This window comes from Acidovorax sp., assembly GCF_046294525.1.
GTDB lineage: Bacteria > Pseudomonadota > Gammaproteobacteria > Burkholderiales > Burkholderiaceae_C > Acidovorax.
In genome coordinates this window covers 69693-84920 of record NZ_JBKBKQ010000013.1, presented here as the reverse complement: position 1 = coordinate 84920, position 15228 = coordinate 69693, and the positions used below count along the sequence as shown (strand labels likewise).

Here is a 15228-nt window from a genome sequence, read left to right as displayed (position 1 = left end):
GCGGGTCTCCTCAGGGATTCTTGGGGGCCACCAACGCGCGCAGGGTGTCGTGGCGCTGTGGCAGAGGTTGGCGGGTGAGCTGTCGCACCGCATCATAAAACCGGGGCCAATCGCGGCCTTCGCGCTCGAACAAGGCCTCGAACGCAGGAACCAGTTCGTCATACGCAGCCTGCGCGGCAAAGCTGGCGTTGTTGGCCTTGGCCACCCAGCGGTCATAGCCCGCCACCTGCGCCGTGGTGGCCAGCGGTGCGGCGCCGCCGGGCGGGTTCAGCCACTGGGTGCGCAGCGCGGCGTAGTCGTCATAGAAGGCTTGCATTGCTTCTTTTTTCATAGCTGTCAGCGCTTGTTCAGTAAGCGCTGGAGCCTCTTTTTGTTCATAAACCGCCGCCAGCCGTGCGCGTGCGGCCCGCGTCAGCGCGCGGAACGCGCTGCGCCGCGCCTCGCTGATTGCAAAGGCCTCGCGCGCCTCGGGGGTGGACTGGGTGGCCAGCCAGCGTGCGCTGCCGATGCGCTCCACCGCCGTGGCAAACGACTCGTTGAACAGCGTGTCGTTCTGCGCATAGACCACCTGGTGGGCCAGTTCGTGAAACAGCAAGCGCACGAAGTCGCCCTCGGGCCAGCCGATGAAGGTGGACAGCAAGGGGTCGCCGCCCGCCCAGTTCATGTAGCCCAGGGTCGAATACGCAGGCACGCCATACACCTCCACCTCCAGCCCCTGGGCGGCCAGCACGGCCGCCTCGGCCTGGGCGTCGGCCTCGGTGAAGTAGCCGCGGTAGCCGATGCAGCCCGTCACCGGAAAACACCAGGTGTGCAGGGTGAGCGCAAACGGCGGTGCCGCCACCACGTTCCACACGGCGGCGGGGCGCTTCAGGTCGGCATAGCGGCGGTAGCTGGCGTTGTCGGGCAGGCCCAGCTCGGCCACCGCAAACGCGCGGGCGCGCTGCGCGAGCTGGAGCCGCTCGCGCAGCGCCGGCGCAATGTCCTCGCGCGCGATCCAGCGGTCAATGGGTTCGGCCGCCTGCATCAGGTGCATGTGCCCCCGCAGGGACTGCCAGTAGTACCCCAGGGTGCTGGTGGGGCCGGTGGTGCTGGCACAGCCCGTAAGCACAAGGCTGAGCAGCAAGGCGGCCAGGGGCCGCAGGCGACGAAGAAAAGGCGGACGCATACGGGCAGTTTATGGGCACCGCGTGTGAGGCGCTGACGGCGCCGGGGTGTCAGCAGCGTGGCGAGGGCCGTTTCTAGAATCGCCGCATGACCACCGACCTCAACCTGCACGCCGCCACCCTGCCGGAAGGCCTGTTTGCCGACGACGCGGGCACGCCGCGCTGCACTTGGTGCCAGGCGACGCCGCTGTACCGCCACTACCACGATACCGAGTGGGGATTTCCGGTGGCGGACGACCGCAGGCTGTTCGAGAAGATCTGCTTGGAGGGCTTTCAGTCAGGCCTGAGCTGGCTCACCATCCTGAACAAGCGCGAGGGCTTTCGCGCTGCGTTTGCCCACTTCGACGCCGACCAAGTCGCAGCCTTTGGCCCGGCCGACGTGGAGCGGCTGGTGCAGGACGCCGCCATCGTGCGCCACCGGGGCAAGATCGAGTCCACCATCAACAACGCACGGCGCGTGCTGGAGCTGCGGCGCGAGTTCGGCTCGCTGGCCCACTACGCGTGGCGCTACGAGCCCGCGCCACACGAGCGGCCCGCGCACCTCACGCGCGAGGTGGCACGCACGCTGTCCACCTCGGCCGCATCCATCGCCATGTCCAAGGACCTCAAGAAACGCGGATGGAGTTTTGTGGGCCCCACCACCGTGTATGCCTTCATGCAGGCCATGGGCCTGGTCAACGACCACCTGGAGGGCTGCCCTGCGCGCGCGCAGGCGCTGCGGGCGAGGGCGGCGTTCACGCGGCCCTGAGGTGGCTTGAGGGGGCTTGCGGGTGGAAGCGGACCGCTTGAGGCCGCGCTATCACGGACCGCAGGGAGTTATGGAGGACATCCCTTGCTCAAGGGCCCGCGCTGCGGTGCGGGCAGGATGTCCAGCACAAGCTCCGAAGGGCGGCACAGCCGCGTGCCCAGCGGGGTGACCACGATGGGCCGATTGATGAGGATGGGGTGCGCCAGCATGGCGTCGATGAGCTGCGCATCGGTCACGCCGGGGGCACCCAACTGCAGGTCGTCAAACACGGCCTCTTTGGCGCGTACGGCGTCCCGCACCGGCTGGCCGGTGGCAGCGATCAGGGCCGTGAGGGTGGCGCGGTCGGGCGGCGTCTTCAGGTACTCGATGACCTCGGGCTCGATGCCGCTGTTGCGGATCAGGGCCAGTGTGTTGCGCGATGTGCCGCAGCGAGGGTTGTGATAGATGGTGACGTGGGCCATGGGCAAGAGCGGGTTTCAGAGTCTGAAAGCGTGGCAGGCGTAGGGAAGGCAGGTCAGGCGGCTGCCATCTCCACGTGGTCCAGCAACACAAAGTCCGCGCCCGGTGAGGGCTCGGCAAACAGGGCCAGGCTGTTGAAGGTCAGCACCGGCAGGTCGGCAAAGAAGTCCTGCGCGGCATCCAGCACATAGGCCTGGGTGGCGGCATCCAGCTGCGCCAGGCTGCCAGTCAGCGGAAGGTGGAAGCGGAAGCTGTCTGACGCGGGCAACGCATCGTCCATGCCCTGCGCGGCAGCGGCCGCCATCAGCGGTTGCAACTCCGCGCGGCAGGCCGCGGCGGTCTGTTCCAGGCGGGTGTTGACCGCGTGGCGCGCTGCAGGCACCAGCGCCAGACAATCGCCCAGGCGCTCCACATGCAACGGCGGCAGCGCGCAGGGTGCGAGGCTGTGGGCCAGCCGCTGCACCGCCTGGTGCAGGTCCAGCCAGTCGGTGCCAGGTGCCAGCGCAAACGGCGGCAGCAGCGGTGCCTGCCATCCCATGCGGCGCGGCGCGGCCGTCAGCCGGTGTAGATCATCGGCGGCCACACCGTCGATGGCAAGCTGCTCCAGCGGCCGCAGCAAGGCCGCGCAGCGGCCCAGCCAGTGGCTGCCGGCCAGCCAGCCCAGGCTGCCGGGGTTGGGTGCGTAGCAGATGGCATAGCGGAAGGCTCCGGTGGTGGGCATCACGGGCCTTTGCCCCCACCCATCCACCCCAGGTCCAGCGGCCGGTCCTCAAACTCGGTGTTCAGCACCACGGTGCTGGTGGTGCGCGCCACGCCCGGAATCGCCTTGATCTGGTAGAGCACGTCTTCCAGCCCACGTGCGTGCGTGGTGCGGATTTTGGCCAGGAAGTCGTGCTCGCCGGCCACGCTGTGCAACTCTTCCACCTGGGGTATGGCGCGCAGGCGCGGCGCAATGTCGCGGCAGTGCGCGCCGCCATCGTTGCGAATGGCCACGAACGCTGTGAAGTTCAGCCCCACACGCTCTGGCTCCACGCTGATGGAAAAACGGCGGATCACGCCCTTGTCCAGCATCTTCTTCACCCGCTCGTGCACTGCGGCGGTAGACAGCCCCACTTCCGCCCCCACATCGGCGTACGAACGTCGGCCATCCGTCCCTAGCGCCGAAATAATTCTGGCGTCCATCTCATCTGTCTGAATATTTGCTTGCATAGCCGCTGGATTTTGGTAAAAATTCCGAAAACCTCGCGGTTTCCATAAATTATTCGGTCAGGTGAAGAATATGCCGGCAATTTTCAACGCGCAAGCTCAATCACAGCGCAGCTGGGCGGTGGCCCTGGCGTTGCTGCTGGTCTACATCGTCTGGGGCACCACGTATTTCGCCATCGGCGTAGCGGTGCAGAGCATGCCGCCTCTGCTCATGAATGCCATCCGGTTCCTGTGTGCGGGCGGCGTGATGCTGCTGATTGCCCTGTGGCAAGGCCACGCCCTGCCCACGGCACGGCAGTGGCGCAACTCGGCGGTGGTGGGCGGCTGCATGGTGTTCCTGGCCATGAACCTGATGGGCTTTGCGCAGAAGCTCGGCATCGGCTCGGGCCTCATGGCCACGGTGGTCACCACCATGCCCATGTGGCTGGCACTGTGGTCGAGCTGGGGTGGCGAGCGGGTTCCCTTCACCAGCTGGATCGGTCTGGCGCTGGGCGTGGTGGGCGCACTGCTGCTGGCGCTGGAGGGCGATTTCTCGGCCACCTGGCTCGGTGCGCTGCTGGCCTTTGGTGCGCCGCTGTGCTGGAGCGTGGGCTCGTATGCATCGCGCAAGCTGTCGCTACCTGCGCCCGCCATGGCCTCGGCCGCGCAGTGGTTTGCGGGGGGCGCCATGGGGCTGGTGGTGGCGTTGTGGTTCGAGCCACTGTCGGCCCTGGGCCAGGTCACTGCCAAGTCGTGGGCGGCGTGGGTCTATCTGCTGGTGTTTGGCACGCTGGTGGCGCTCAATGCGTATCTGTGGCTGCTGCAGAACACCTCCGCAGCGCTGGCGGGCAGCTATTCGTTCGTGAACCCTGCGGTGGCTTTGCTGGTGGGCGTGGCGCTAGGCGGCGAGCTGCTGACGGGCTGGGTGTTTGCCGCGCTGCCGTTGATTGGGGCGGCGTTGGCGTTCATTCTGTACGGGAAAGCGCTGCAGCGGTGGCTGGAAAAGCTCAGTCCGGGATTACAGCGGTTGCTTCAATCTCGATCTTCGCGCGCTCTTCCATGAGCCCCGCCACCTGCACGCAGGCCATGGCCGGAAAGTTCTTGCCCAGCACCTCTCGGTAGACCGCGCCCAGCTCCTTCAAGCGGCTGTTGTATTCGTTGCGGTCGGTCACGTACCAGGTCAGCCGCACCAGATGTTCGGGGCCTGCGCCACCGGCTTCCAGCACCGCGCGCACGTTCAGCAGCGTCTGCTTGGTCTGGGCGATGAAGTCGTCGCTCTCAAACTGCTGCTGCGCATTCCAGCCGATCTGGCCGCCGGTGAAGACCATCGTGCCGCGTGCGGCCACGCCGTTGGCGTAGCCCTTGGGGGTGACCCAGCCTTCGGGCTGCAAAAGGGTGTTTTTCATCGTCATGTCGTTGTTTTTATGGGGGAGGGCGATGGCGAGGCGCCAGCACCCTGGCGCAGCTTGAAGCGCTGCAGCTTGCCGGTTTCGGTGCGCGGTAGTGCGGTCACAAACTCCACCACGCGCGGGTATTTGAATGGGGCGATGGTGGCCTTCACATGGTCCTGCAAGGTCTTGACCATGACCGCATCGCCCGTGTGGCCGGGCTTCAAGACGCAGATGGCCTTGACCACCATGCCGCGCTCCTCGTCGGGCACGCCGATCACGCCGCACTCGGCCACGGCGGGGTGGCGCAGCAGGGCGTCTTCCACTTCGGGGCCACCCACGTTGTAGCCGGCGGTGATGATCATGTCGTCGTCGCGGGCCTGGTAGAAGAAATAACCATCGGCGTCCTGCACGAACGCGTCGCCGGGGTAGTTCCAGCCGTTCTTCACGTACTTGGCCTGGCGCGGGTCGTCAAGGTACTTGCAGCCCGTGGGGCCGATCACCGCGAGCTTGCCCACCGTGCCGCGCGGCACCTCGTTACCGTCGTCATCCACCACCTTGGCGGTGTAGCCGGGCACCACCTTGCCGATGGCGCCGCGGCGCACCTCATCGCCGGCCGAGGAGATGAAGATGTGGAACATCTCCGTGGCGCCGATGCCGTCGGTCATCTCGATGCCGGTGGCGTCCTTCCACAGCTGGCGCGTGGCGTCGGGCAGGCCCTCGCCCGCGCTCACGCTGATGCGCAGCTGCGGCAGGCCGATCTGCTTGGCGAACGGCGCCATCTGCCGGTAGAACGTGGGGGCGGTGTAGCTGATGGTGACGCCCGCGTCGCGCATCAGCACCACCATGGTTTCAGGGGTGTAGGGCTGGTCCGGAAAGTACACGCTGGCGCCCGCCCACATCGGAAACAAGAGCAAGCCGCCCAGGCCGAAGGTGAACGCCAGCGGCGGCGACCCGGCCACGATGTCGTCGGGCGTGGCCTTGAGCACATGGCGCGGCCAGGCTTCGCAGCCCGCCAGCACATCGCGGTGCGTGTGCACGGCGGCCTTGGGTGCGCCGGTAGTGCCGGAGGTGAAGGCCATCAGCGCAATGTCGTCGGCCGCGGTGGGGCAAGGCGGCATGCTGCCGGGCTTGGCTTGCGCGCGCTGAAGCAGGTCGGCTGGATCGGGCGCGGTGTGGAAGGGCACGATGGTGGCCAGCACCGGGTGCTGGTCCTGCGCCAACGCCAATTCGCCCAGCAGCCGGCCGTCGCACAGCGCCAGCGTTGGCTGCGCGCGCTCGATGATGCTGGAGAGCTCGCCCGCGCGCAGCAGCGGCATGGTGGCTACGGCCACCAGCCCGGCGTAGACCGTGCCCAGCCAGGCCAGCGCCATCTCCACCGTGTTGCCGCCGCGCAGCAGCACGCGGTTGCCGGGCACCAGGCCGTGGTCCTGGGTCAGCACCTCGGCAATGCGCGCGGCCTCCGCGTGGGCATCGCGGTACGTGTAGGTGCGGTGCGGGCCGCGCAGAAACGGGCGGTCGATGTTGCCGGCGCGCTCGGCCTGATCAAACAGGGCGTGCACCAGGTTGGCCTGGTCCGGGATCTGCAGCTCGGGCAGGTCGTAGCGCAGCATGGGCCAGCCCTCCGGCGGCGGCAGGCGGTCGTGCACAAAGTGGTCGGGCTGGGCGGACTTCATGAAATCACTCCTGCAAAAGGCTTTTGCCGATGATGAGTTGCTGCACCTCGGTGGCGCCTTCGTAGATGCGCAGCGAGCGGATGTCGCGGTACAGCGATTCGACCTTGCTGCCCACCTCCACACCGCGCCCGCCGTGCAGCTGCAGCGCCATGTCGATCACACGCTGGGCGTTTTCGGTGGCGGTCATCTTGGCCATTGCCGCCTCAGCCGTCACGCGTGCCTGGCCCGTGTCACGCAGCCAGGCCGCGCGGTAGGTGAGCAGCGCGGCGCTGTCCACCAGCGCCGCCATCTCGCCGAGCTTGGCCTGCGTGAGCTGAAAGTCGGCGAGCGTCTGGCCGAACATGCGGCGCTGGCGCGCGTGGTGCACCGCCTCGGCCAGCGCGCGGCGGGCCATGCCCAGGGCGGCGGCGGCCACCGATGCGCGGAAGATGTCCAGCGTGCGCATGGCCAGCTTGAAGCCACCGTTTTCTTCGCCGAGCAGCGCCGTCGCAGGCACGATGCAATCCGTGAACTGCAGCGTGGCCAGCGGGTGCGGCGCCATCACGTGGATGTGGCGCGAAGCGTCCAGCCCCGGCGTGTTGGCATCGACGATGAAGGCGCTGATGCCGCGCGTGCCGCCGGCCGGGTCGGTCTTGGCGAACACGCAGTAGAAGTCGGCAATGCCACCGTTACTGATCCAGGTCTTCGTGCCATTCAAGCAAGAAGTGCCGGTAGCGCTTTCTGGATGAGCGCGGGCAGCTATGGTTTGCATAGCGCCCACATCCGACCCCGCCTCGGGCTCGGAAAGCGCAAATGCAGCGATCAGCTCGCCGCGCGCCACGCCCTGCAGGTAGTGCGCCTGCTGCGCGGGGCTGCCCGCCAAGGTGATCGCGCCGCTGCCCAGCCCCTGCATCGCAAACGCGAAGTCCGCCAGCGGCGAGTGGTAGGCGAGCGTCTCGCGCAGCAGCACCAGCGCGCGCGAGTCCAGAGCAGGCAGCGCGCCGCCGTGCGCGGCCGGCACGCAGTAGCGCAGCCAGCCGCCCGCGCCCAGGCGCTTCACCCACTCGCGGCAAGCGGCGCGGTCGTCGGCTTCGTCCACCTCTTGCGCAGCGGCCCAGGGGACCAGCCCCTCCGCCAGTGTGCGGTGGGCGTCGTCGAAGAAGGGCAGGGCCAAGTGCGCCGTAGAGGGCGGGCGGGGCGCGGCGGGTGTTGCGGCGTGCATGGGTTCAATCTCCCTGGAACACGGGCTTCTGCTTGGCGGCAAACGCCCCGTACGCGCGCCGGAAATCTTCGGTCTGCATGCAGATCGCCTGCGCCTGCGCCTCGGCCTCGATGGCCTGCTCGATGGTCATGCTCCATTCCTGGCTCAGCATGGTCTTGGTCATGCCGTGGGCAAACGTAGGGCCGTCGGCCAGCGCGCGCGCCGTGGCCTGCACGTTGGCCAGCAGGTCGGCGCTCTCGTACAGGTCGTTGAAGAAGCCCCAGGCCAGGCCTTCATGCGCGGTCATCGCGCGGCCGGTGAACAGCAGCTCGCTGGCGCGGCCCTGGCCGATCATGCGGGGCAGCAGCGCGCAGGCGCCCATGTCGGCGCCTGCCAGGCCCACGCGGGTGAAGAGGAAGGCGGTCTTGGTGGCTTCGGTGCCGTAGCGCATGTCGCAGGCCAGGGCCATCATCGCGCCCGCGCCGGCGCAGATGCCGTCGATAGCGCCCAGCACGGGCTGCGGGCAGGCGCGCAGGGCCTTGACCAGGTCGCCCGTCATGCGCGTGAACTCCAGCAGCTCGGGCATGGTCATGGTGGTGAGCGGGCCGATGATCTCGTGCACGTCGCCGCCCGAGCAGAAGTTGCCGCCCGCACCGGTGACGACGATGGCCTTCACGTCGGTGGCAAAGCGCAGCGCGTAGAAAAAGTCGCGCAGCTCCGCATAGCTCTGGAAGGTGAGCGGGTTCTTGCGGTCGGGCCGGTTGAGCGTGACGGTGCCGACGCCGCCTTCGAAACTCCAGCTGAAATGTTCGGCCACATAGCTGGCCTGCGGGTTGAACTGCTCGCGCATGGGGTTGCTCGCCCCGATGAAATGCTTCATTCAGACGTCTCCAGAGAGTGGTGTTGGGTGTGTTCCTTGACCTTGCCCAGCAGGCGGTACAAGGTGGCGATGTCGCGCTCGCCCAGCGTGGCGAAGGCTTCCACGATCCATTGCTCGTGCTGGCGCGCCATGGTGTTGAACTGCTCGCGGCCCTGGGGGGTGAGGCGCACCAGGTAGGCGCGGCGGTCGCCTTCCACGTCCATGCGCTCGACCAGCCCCTCGGCCACGAGCTGGTCGGTGATACCGGTGATGTTGCCGCTGGTCACCATCATGCGGCGCGAGAGTTCCTTCATCTTCATGCCGTCCGGCGCACGTTCAAGCTGCGCCATCAGGTCAAAGCGCGGCAGCGTGGTGTCGAACTGCGCGCGCAGCTGGCTGCGCACCTGCTTTTCGATGAGCTGGGTGCAGGTGAGCAGGCGCAGCCACAGGCGCAGGGCCTCGGGGTGTTCGCTGGGGGCGGCGCCGTGCAGGCGGGCTTCGAGGTCCATATGCAGGTCTTACTCGATTGCTTCAATTTTTGTAGCTGCTTGCGCTTGTTCGGCAAGCGCTGCGGCCTGTTTTTGCTTGGAAATCTCGCGCAGCATCTGGTCGCGGCCGCTGGCGTACTGCACGGGCCAGTCGGTGTGGGCTGCGGCCACGGGGCTCAGCTGTGCGGCCGCGTGCAGCGTCCAGGCCGGGTCGGCCAAGTGGGGGCGGGCGATGGCGCACAGGTCGGCCCGGCCGGCGGCGATGATGCTGTTGGCGTGGTCGGCCTCGGTGATCGCGCCCACGGCCATGGTGGCAATGCCCACTTCGTTGCGGATGCGGTCGGCGAACGGGGTCTGGTACATGCGGCCGTACACCGGGCGCGAGTCGCGTGTGGTCTGGCCGGAGGACACGTCGATCAGGTCGGCGCCTGCGGCCTTGAACAAGCGCGCGATGGCGATGGCGTCGTCGGCGGTGTTGCCATCGGGGAGCCAGTCGTGGGCCGAGATGCGCACGCTCATCGGCTTGTCGGCAGGCCACACGGCGCGCAGCGCGGTGAACACTTCGAGCGGGTAGCGGCAACGGTTGTCCAGGCTGCCGCCATATTCATCGGTGCGCTGGTTGGTGGCGGGGCTCAGGAAGCTGGCCAGCAGGTAGCCATGTGCGCAGTGCAGCTCCAGCCAGTCAAAGCCGCAGGCCACGGCGCGGCGGGCGCTGTCCACGAACGCGCCGGTCATGCGGTCCATGTCGGCACGGGTCATGGCCGCAGGGGTCTGGTTCTGCGCGCCATAGGCGATGGCGCTGGCGGCCAGCAGGGGCCAGTTGCCGGTTTCCAGCGGCTCGTCCGTGCCTTCCCAGCCGACACGCGTGGAGCCCTTGGGGCCGCTGTGGCCCAGTTGCAGCCCGATCCTGGCGGTGCTGCTGCCGTGCACGAAGTGGACGATGCGCGTGAAAGCGGCTTGCTGGGCGTCGTTCCACAGGCCCGTGCAAGCCGGGGTGATGCGGCCCTCGGGCGTGGGGCTGGTCATCTCGACCATCACCAGCGCTGCACCGCCCAAAGCGCGGGCCCCCAGGTGCACCAGGTGGAAGTCCTGCGGTACGCCATCGACCGCGCTGTAGGTGGCCATGGGGGAGACGACGATGCGGTTCTTGAGCGTGAGGCCCTTGAGCGCAAACGGCGTGAGCATCGGCGGCACGGCCGCCTTGCCACCTGCGAGCCAGGCCTCGTAGCCCTCCAGCCACGCGGCGTCGCGCAGCCGCAGGTTCTCGTGGCTGATGCGCTGGCTGCGCGTGAGCAGCGAGTACGCGAACTGCTCGACGGGCATGCCGGCGTAGCGGCCCACGTTCTCGAACCACTCGGTGCTGTTGCGTGCGGCGTTCTGGATCTTGAGCACCTCCACGCTGCGGCGCGCCTCGTAGTGCTGCAGCACCTCATCGACGGCCAAGCCGGTAGCGAACTCGTTGGCCAGGTCGATGGCATCTTCCAGCGCCAGCTTGGTGCCGCTGCCGATCGAGAAGTGCGCCGTGTGCGCCGCATCGCCCATCAGCACGATGGGCACCTGCTTGCCGCCAATCGCTTCGCGGTGCACCCAGGTGTTGCAGATCACGCGCGGAAAGCGGATCCAGTTGGCCGAGCCGCGCAGGTGTGTGGCGTTGCTGATGAGCGCGTTGCCGTCCAGGTATTTGGCAAACAGCTTTTCGCAAAACGCAATCGCTTCGGGCTGCTCCATCTGGTCCAGGCCGTGGGCCTTCCACAAGGCCTCCGGTGTTTCGACGATGAAGGTGGAGGTGTCGGCGTCGAACTGGTAGGCGTGCGCCTGGAACCAGCCGTGCTCGGTCTGCTCGAAGGCAAAGGTGAAGGCGTCGAATTTTTTCTTCGTGCCCAGCCACACGAAGCGGCACTGGCGCAGGTCGATGTCGGGCTGGTAGGTGGCTGCATAGCGGGTGCGGATGCGGCTGTTGAGGCCGTCGCTCGCGATCACCAGGTCGGCGTCGTACTGTGCGGCGAGCTGCTGGTCATCGGTGACGTCGGTCTCGAACACCAGCTCCACGCCGACCGCGAGGCACCGGTCCTGCAGGATGTTGAGCAGCCGCTTGCGCCCGATGCCGCAAAAGCCGTGGCCGGTGGAGCGCACGCTGCGGCCCTTGAAGAACACCTCGATGTCGTCCCAGTGGTTGAACGCATCGCCGATCAGCGCAGCCGTGGGCGCGTCGGCGGCCTGCAGGTTGGCCAGCGTCTGGTCCGACAGCACCACGCCCCAGCCGAAGGTGTCGAACGGCCGGTTGCGCTCGACTACCGTGACTCGGTGCGTGGGATTCTGCTGCTTCATCAGCAGGGCAAAGTAAAGGCCTGCGGGACCGCCGCCAATGCAGAGGATGTTCATGCAAAAATAGTTTAGACCTAAACAAAATGCTGTCAATGGGGGCTACCCGCGGCAACGTGCGCCCGATGTAGGACGGAGGCTGAAATCTGTGCTCGTGAGTTGACGCAGCGCAGCATGAACTCAAGAATATTGCTCATGAAACAGTTGCTGCAGACCCTGGAAGGGCGGTTGGCGACCTTGCCAGTGCCCATGGCTGTCGAGCTGCCTGCCGGCCAGCAGCTGGGCGCGCAGCAACCCGCTGTGCGGCTGCGGTTTCGGGACCGCATGGCACTGGTGGCTCTGGCCACGGGCGAGATCGGCAACGTGGGTGCGGCCATCGTCGAAGGGCGCGTGGCCATTGAAGGCCGCATGCGGGATCTGATGGCCGCCGCTGCGGGGCTGCTGATTCGCGACCCCGCGCGCGACCAGCACGCAGGGTGGTGGCAGCGCGTGCTGGCCCGGGCACGGTCCATGGCCGCCCACACGCTGGCGCATGACGCGCGGCAGGTGCAGTTCCACTACGATCTCTCGGATGACTTCTATGCGCTGTGGCTGGACCCGCGCCGCGTGTATTCGTGCGCGTATTTCCGAGACGACGGCCTTTCTCTGGCCCAGGCGCAAGAGGCCAAGCTCGACCACATCTGCCGCAAGCTGCGGCTGGCGCCGGGCGAGCGCTTTCTGGACATTGGCGCGGGGTGGGGCGGGCTGCTGCTGTGGGCGGCCGAGCACTACGGCGTAGAGGCCACGGGCATCACCTTGTCGCGCAACCAGCATGCACATGTGGAGCGCCTCATCCAGCAGCGGGGCCTGCAGGGCCGGGTGCGCATGCTGCTGGTGGACTACCGCGAACTGCATGCGGACCAGCCGTTCGACAAGATCGCCTCGGTGGGCATGTTCGAGCACGTGGGCCGTGCGCAAATGGAGCGCTATTTCGACACCGTTCGGCGTCTGTTGCGACCCGGCGGACTGGTCCTCAACCACGGGATCACCGCGGGTGCGGTGGACAACGCACAGCTCGGCGCAGGCATGGGCGACTTCATCGAACAGTACATTTTTCCTGGTGGAGAACTGCTGCACGTCAGCGCCGTGCTGCACAACATAGCGCGTGCCGGCCTGGAGATGGTGGACACCGAAAACCTGCGCCCGCACTACGCCCGCACGCTGTGGGAATGGTCGGACCGTCTGGAAGCGCAGCTGCCCGCAGCCCGCGCCGTGCTGCATGCGCAGTCGGGTGCCGAGAGGGGAGAAAAGGCTTTGCGCGCGTACCGCCTGTATCTGGCAGGCAGTGCGCTGGGTTTTGAGCGCGGCTGGATGGCCCTGCACCAGATGTTGGCCGCGCGGCCCAACGCACAAGCCACTGCAGAGGCGCTGCCCGGCGCACAATCAGACTATCCGTTCACCCGCGACTACATCTATGCGAATGCGCCTGCGTCCGCACAGTTGCACTGACCTGCCCATCACTCCTTCGCTTTATTCTTCGTTCAACCCATGCTCTACAAATTCAAATCCCGCGCCACAGCCGATCTCATCATGCTGGAGCCCCAGGGCCGGCAGATCGTGAGCCTTATCGGCAAGGCGCCGGGCGCAAGCGGCATCGTGACCGCGGCGCAGATCCCGGCGGCGATAGCGGCGCTGGAGGCCGCAGTGGCGGCTGACGAGGCGCAGCCCCCGGTCGACGACGCCGAGGGCGAAGACGCTACGGCTGAGGACCGCAAGGACGCGGTGCGCTTGCGCCAGCGCGCGGCCCCCTTCATCGACATGCTCAGGCGCAGCGCGGCCGAGGATGCCGATGTGGTGTGGGGCGCCTGATTCACCGGCTCTGTGATGCACCGCGCAAGGCGGTGCGCGCAGCAGTCAATCCACCTTCGCGCCCGACACCTTAACCACCTGTGCCCACTTCTTGTGTTCGCTGTCGATGTGCTTTGCAAACTCGGCAGGCGTGTTGCCGCCGGGAATCGCACCCTGGGCCATCAGCCGTTCCTTCATGGCCGGTGAAGCCAGCGACTTGGCGACTTCCTGCTGGATGCGGTTGACGATCTCCGGTGGCGTGCCGGCCGGTGCCAGCAGGCCAAACCAGGAGCTGGCCTCATAGCCCTTGAGCGTGGGGCCGCCCGCCTGCTCCACCGTGGGCACGTCGGGCAGAGCGCTCGAGCGCTCGGCGCTCGTCACTGCCAGCGCAGTCAGCTTGCCCGCCTTGATCTGGGCCATGGACGAAGGAAGGTTGTCGAACATCACGTCGGCATTGCCTGCCACCATGTCCATCAATGCCGGGCCTGAGCCGCGGTAAGGCAGGTGCAGCATGTAGGTGCCCGTCATGCTCTTGAACAGCTCGCCCGCCAGATGGATGGAGGTGCCGTTGCCGCTCGAAGCCATGTTCATCTTGCCCGGGTTGCTCTTGGCCACGCGGATGAAGTCCTGAACGTTCTTCACACCCATCGCCTTGGCCCTGTCGGCATTCATCACCATCACGTTGGGCACGGCAGCCACCAGCGTGATCGGTACAAAGTCCTTGATCGGGTCGTACGGCAGCTTGGCGTACAGCGCGCGGTTGATGCCGTGTGTACCCACCGTGCCCATCAGCAGCGTGTAGCCGTCACCGGGCGACTTGGCGACGATGTCTGCCCCCACATTGCCGCCGGCGCCCGCGCGGTTGTCCACGATGAACTGCTGGCCCAGCGCATTGCTCAGGTCCGGCGCCAGCGCGCGCGCCAGGATGTCAGTGGTGCCGCCTGGGGCAAATGGCACGACGATGCGGACGGGCTTGGAGGGCCATCCGGTTTGAGCGTGGACGGGTGTCGTGGACAGCGCGCCGAGGGCGCCGATCGCAAATACGGTAGTTGCAGCGAACAGGATTTTGCGACGATGGGAGGGGAGGGTTCGGATCATGCAAAGCCTTTCATGTAACGTTCATATGTGTGCTCATGGTTTTACGCGCGGGGGATGGATTAGGGCAGATGGATTACCCGTATCGCAGCAGGTAGGAATGGCAGGGCCGGCGGCGTTACAACTCCATCTCACTGTTACGAGCGGTGCCAACTCCCTTTTCGGCCTCGCTCCTATCATCTGCGCCGCTTGCGCCCGGTAGAGGCTGCTGCGGATGAAGGAGGGAGTTTCAGCGATGGGTTTTTTGGCATGGCCGTTGGAAAGCAACCGCATACGGCGCGATGTGAAGAACAACACCTTTGGCACGGTGCGGCGAAATGCAGATGGCACCGCACGGGACCACCAGGGGTGGGATTTGGTGGCGACACCGCTCACCGCTTGTTATGCGATTGCGGATGGGGTCGTAAAACGGGTGGGAAATGATCCCGGCGGCCACGGCAAACTGCTGATACTGGAGTTTTTATTTCAAGCTCGCACACTGTTCGCGGTGTATTCGCACTTGAGCTTGTTAAATGTCGCCGAAGGTGTGCGCGTTGAGCGAGGCGAGGTGGTCGCATACACAGGAAACTCAGGTAACGCGAGTGGGATGAAAGGAGAGGATCAGCACTTGCACTTTGAAATCAGGACAGAGCTACGGGGTCGGCCGGGGTTGCAAGGGCGGGTGGACCCTCAGACGCTATACGGCAGAGCGCCCATAGGAGTTGTCATCACTGAATCGCATGGGGAGAAACGGCTGCTTTCAGGTGCTACAGGGCTCAAGATGAACGCTGCGGATATGAGGCGCTGGTGAAGGGCGCGAGGAAATTTTGCGCAGCAGTGGTTTGCTTCGGGCTCCTCG

Annotated in this window: 16 protein-coding genes; 5 read left to right on the top strand and 11 right to left on the bottom strand. The window is 66.6% G+C overall.

Annotation, left to right across the window (positions count from 1 at the left end; genetic code table 11):
* Positions 1-10 precede the first annotated feature (10 nt).
* Positions 11-1165, bottom strand: a complete 1155-nt coding sequence (locus ACK4HJ_RS13530; RefSeq protein ID WP_409832354.1) for an aminopeptidase — start codon at positions 1163-1165, stop codon at positions 11-13.
* A gap of 86 nt (positions 1166-1251) precedes the next feature.
* Here ACK4HJ_RS13530 and ACK4HJ_RS13525 point away from each other — a divergent pair, with 86 nt between their 5' ends.
* A complete protein-coding gene (locus ACK4HJ_RS13525) occupies positions 1252-1911 on the top strand; it encodes a DNA-3-methyladenine glycosylase I (protein ID WP_409832352.1) in 660 nt (219 codons plus the stop codon).
* 68 nt (positions 1912-1979) lie between these two features.
* Here ACK4HJ_RS13525 and arsC read toward each other — a convergent pair whose 3' ends face one another.
* Genes arsC through ACK4HJ_RS13510 form a run of 3 tightly spaced genes read right to left on the bottom strand, consistent with a single transcriptional unit; the run spans position 1980 to position 3552 of the window.
* Positions 1980-2372, bottom strand: a complete 393-nt coding sequence (gene arsC, locus ACK4HJ_RS13520; protein WP_409832349.1) for an arsenate reductase (glutaredoxin) — start codon at positions 2370-2372, stop codon at positions 1980-1982.
* 53 nt (positions 2373-2425) lie between these two features.
* The gene (locus ACK4HJ_RS13515; RefSeq protein WP_409832347.1) at positions 2426-3091 is read right to left on the bottom strand and encodes a DUF1045 domain-containing protein; all 666 of its coding nucleotides are present in this window, start codon (positions 3089-3091) and stop codon (positions 2426-2428) included.
* Positions 3091-3552, bottom strand: coding sequence for an Lrp/AsnC family transcriptional regulator (locus tag ACK4HJ_RS13510; RefSeq protein ID WP_409832346.1), 462 nt, complete (start codon positions 3550-3552; stop codon positions 3091-3093). The genes ACK4HJ_RS13515 and ACK4HJ_RS13510 overlap by 1 nt, the downstream gene beginning before the upstream one ends.
* A gap of 97 nt (positions 3553-3649) precedes the next feature.
* Between ACK4HJ_RS13510 and ACK4HJ_RS13505 the strand changes: the two genes are divergently transcribed.
* The gene (locus tag ACK4HJ_RS13505) at positions 3650-4618 is read left to right on the top strand and encodes an EamA family transporter (protein ID WP_409832344.1); all 969 of its coding nucleotides are present in this window, start codon (positions 3650-3652) and stop codon (positions 4616-4618) included.
* Here ACK4HJ_RS13505 and ACK4HJ_RS13500 read toward each other — a convergent pair.
* From ACK4HJ_RS13500 to ACK4HJ_RS13475, 6 genes are read right to left on the bottom strand one after another with little or no spacing between them, the layout of a single operon-like run.
* Positions 4563-4961 carry a RidA family protein gene (locus ACK4HJ_RS13500; RefSeq protein WP_015012337.1) on the bottom strand — a complete coding sequence of 133 codons (399 nt, stop codon included), beginning with the start codon at positions 4959-4961 and terminating at the stop codon, positions 4563-4565. The genes ACK4HJ_RS13505 and ACK4HJ_RS13500 overlap by 56 nt on opposite strands.
* A 2-nt stretch (positions 4962-4963) precedes the next feature.
* Positions 4964-6619, bottom strand: coding sequence for an AMP-binding protein (locus tag ACK4HJ_RS13495; RefSeq protein WP_409832342.1), 1656 nt, complete (start codon positions 6617-6619; stop codon positions 4964-4966).
* Positions 6620-6623: 4 nt separating this feature from the next.
* Positions 6624-7820, bottom strand: coding sequence for an acyl-CoA dehydrogenase family protein (locus tag ACK4HJ_RS13490; RefSeq protein WP_409832339.1), 1197 nt, complete (start codon positions 7818-7820; stop codon positions 6624-6626).
* A gap of 4 nt (positions 7821-7824) precedes the next feature.
* Positions 7825-8679 (bottom strand): enoyl-CoA hydratase family protein, encoded by an 855-nt coding sequence (locus ACK4HJ_RS13485; protein WP_409832336.1) that lies wholly within the window; start codon positions 8677-8679, stop codon positions 7825-7827.
* Positions 8676-9167 carry a MarR family winged helix-turn-helix transcriptional regulator gene (locus tag ACK4HJ_RS13480; RefSeq protein ID WP_291507263.1) on the bottom strand — a complete coding sequence of 164 codons (492 nt, stop codon included), beginning with the start codon at positions 9165-9167 and terminating at the stop codon, positions 8676-8678. The genes ACK4HJ_RS13485 and ACK4HJ_RS13480 overlap by 4 nt, the downstream gene beginning before the upstream one ends.
* 9 nt (positions 9168-9176) lie before the next feature.
* Positions 9177-11528 (bottom strand): bifunctional salicylyl-CoA 5-hydroxylase/oxidoreductase, encoded by a 2352-nt coding sequence (locus tag ACK4HJ_RS13475; RefSeq protein ID WP_409832333.1) that lies wholly within the window; start codon positions 11526-11528, stop codon positions 9177-9179.
* Between the two features lie 135 nt (positions 11529-11663).
* On the opposite strand from ACK4HJ_RS13475, the gene ACK4HJ_RS13470 reads away from it, so the two are divergent.
* Together ACK4HJ_RS13470 and ACK4HJ_RS13465 are read left to right on the top strand one after the other, a co-directional pair.
* The gene (locus ACK4HJ_RS13470) at positions 11664-12956 is read left to right on the top strand and encodes a class I SAM-dependent methyltransferase (protein ID WP_409832331.1); all 1293 of its coding nucleotides are present in this window, start codon (positions 11664-11666) and stop codon (positions 12954-12956) included.
* A 39-nt stretch (positions 12957-12995) separates the two neighbouring features.
* Positions 12996-13316, top strand: a complete 321-nt coding sequence (locus tag ACK4HJ_RS13465; protein ID WP_409832328.1) for a DUF1840 domain-containing protein — start codon at positions 12996-12998, stop codon at positions 13314-13316.
* A 45-nt stretch (positions 13317-13361) separates the two neighbouring features.
* Here ACK4HJ_RS13465 and ACK4HJ_RS13460 read toward each other — a convergent pair whose 3' ends face one another.
* Positions 13362-14393, bottom strand: a complete 1032-nt coding sequence (locus tag ACK4HJ_RS13460) for a Bug family tripartite tricarboxylate transporter substrate binding protein (protein ID WP_409832326.1) — start codon at positions 14391-14393, stop codon at positions 13362-13364.
* A gap of 211 nt (positions 14394-14604) precedes the next feature.
* Here ACK4HJ_RS13460 and ACK4HJ_RS13455 point away from each other — a divergent pair, with 211 nt between their 5' ends.
* Positions 14605-15180, top strand: coding sequence for a M23 family metallopeptidase (locus tag ACK4HJ_RS13455; RefSeq protein WP_409832323.1), 576 nt, complete (start codon positions 14605-14607; stop codon positions 15178-15180).
* Positions 15181-15228: the final 48 nt, after the last annotated feature.

Coding starts and splice junctions, on each gene's coding strand:
- ACK4HJ_RS13530 (WP_409832354.1), bottom strand. CDS start 1,165: ATGCGTCCGCCTTTTCTTCGTCGCCTGCGGCCCCTGGCCGCCTTGCTG.
- ACK4HJ_RS13525 (WP_409832352.1), top strand. CDS start 1,252: ATGACCACCGACCTCAACCTGCACGCCGCCACCCTGCCGGAAGGCCTG.
- arsC (WP_409832349.1), bottom strand. CDS start 2,372: ATGGCCCACGTCACCATCTATCACAACCCTCGCTGCGGCACATCGCGC.
- ACK4HJ_RS13515 (WP_409832347.1), bottom strand. CDS start 3,091: ATGCCCACCACCGGAGCCTTCCGCTATGCCATCTGCTACGCACCCAAC.
- ACK4HJ_RS13510 (WP_409832346.1), bottom strand. CDS start 3,552: ATGGACGCCAGAATTATTTCGGCGCTAGGGACGGATGGCCGACGTTCG.
- ACK4HJ_RS13505 (WP_409832344.1), top strand. CDS start 3,650: ATGCCGGCAATTTTCAACGCGCAAGCTCAATCACAGCGCAGCTGGGCG.
- ACK4HJ_RS13500 (WP_015012337.1), bottom strand. CDS start 4,961: ATGAAAAACACCCTTTTGCAGCCCGAAGGCTGGGTCACCCCCAAGGGC.
- ACK4HJ_RS13495 (WP_409832342.1), bottom strand. CDS start 6,619: ATGAAGTCCGCCCAGCCCGACCACTTTGTGCACGACCGCCTGCCGCCG.
- ACK4HJ_RS13490 (WP_409832339.1), bottom strand. CDS start 7,820: ATGCACGCCGCAACACCCGCCGCGCCCCGCCCGCCCTCTACGGCGCAC.
- ACK4HJ_RS13485 (WP_409832336.1), bottom strand. CDS start 8,679: ATGAAGCATTTCATCGGGGCGAGCAACCCCATGCGCGAGCAGTTCAAC.
- ACK4HJ_RS13480 (WP_291507263.1), bottom strand. CDS start 9,167: ATGGACCTCGAAGCCCGCCTGCACGGCGCCGCCCCCAGCGAACACCCC.
- ACK4HJ_RS13475 (WP_409832333.1), bottom strand. CDS start 11,528: ATGAACATCCTCTGCATTGGCGGCGGTCCCGCAGGCCTTTACTTTGCC.
- ACK4HJ_RS13470 (WP_409832331.1), top strand. CDS start 11,664: ATGAAACAGTTGCTGCAGACCCTGGAAGGGCGGTTGGCGACCTTGCCA.
- ACK4HJ_RS13465 (WP_409832328.1), top strand. CDS start 12,996: ATGCTCTACAAATTCAAATCCCGCGCCACAGCCGATCTCATCATGCTG.
- ACK4HJ_RS13460 (WP_409832326.1), bottom strand. CDS start 14,393: ATGATCCGAACCCTCCCCTCCCATCGTCGCAAAATCCTGTTCGCTGCA.
- ACK4HJ_RS13455 (WP_409832323.1), top strand. CDS start 14,605: ATGAAGGAGGGAGTTTCAGCGATGGGTTTTTTGGCATGGCCGTTGGAA.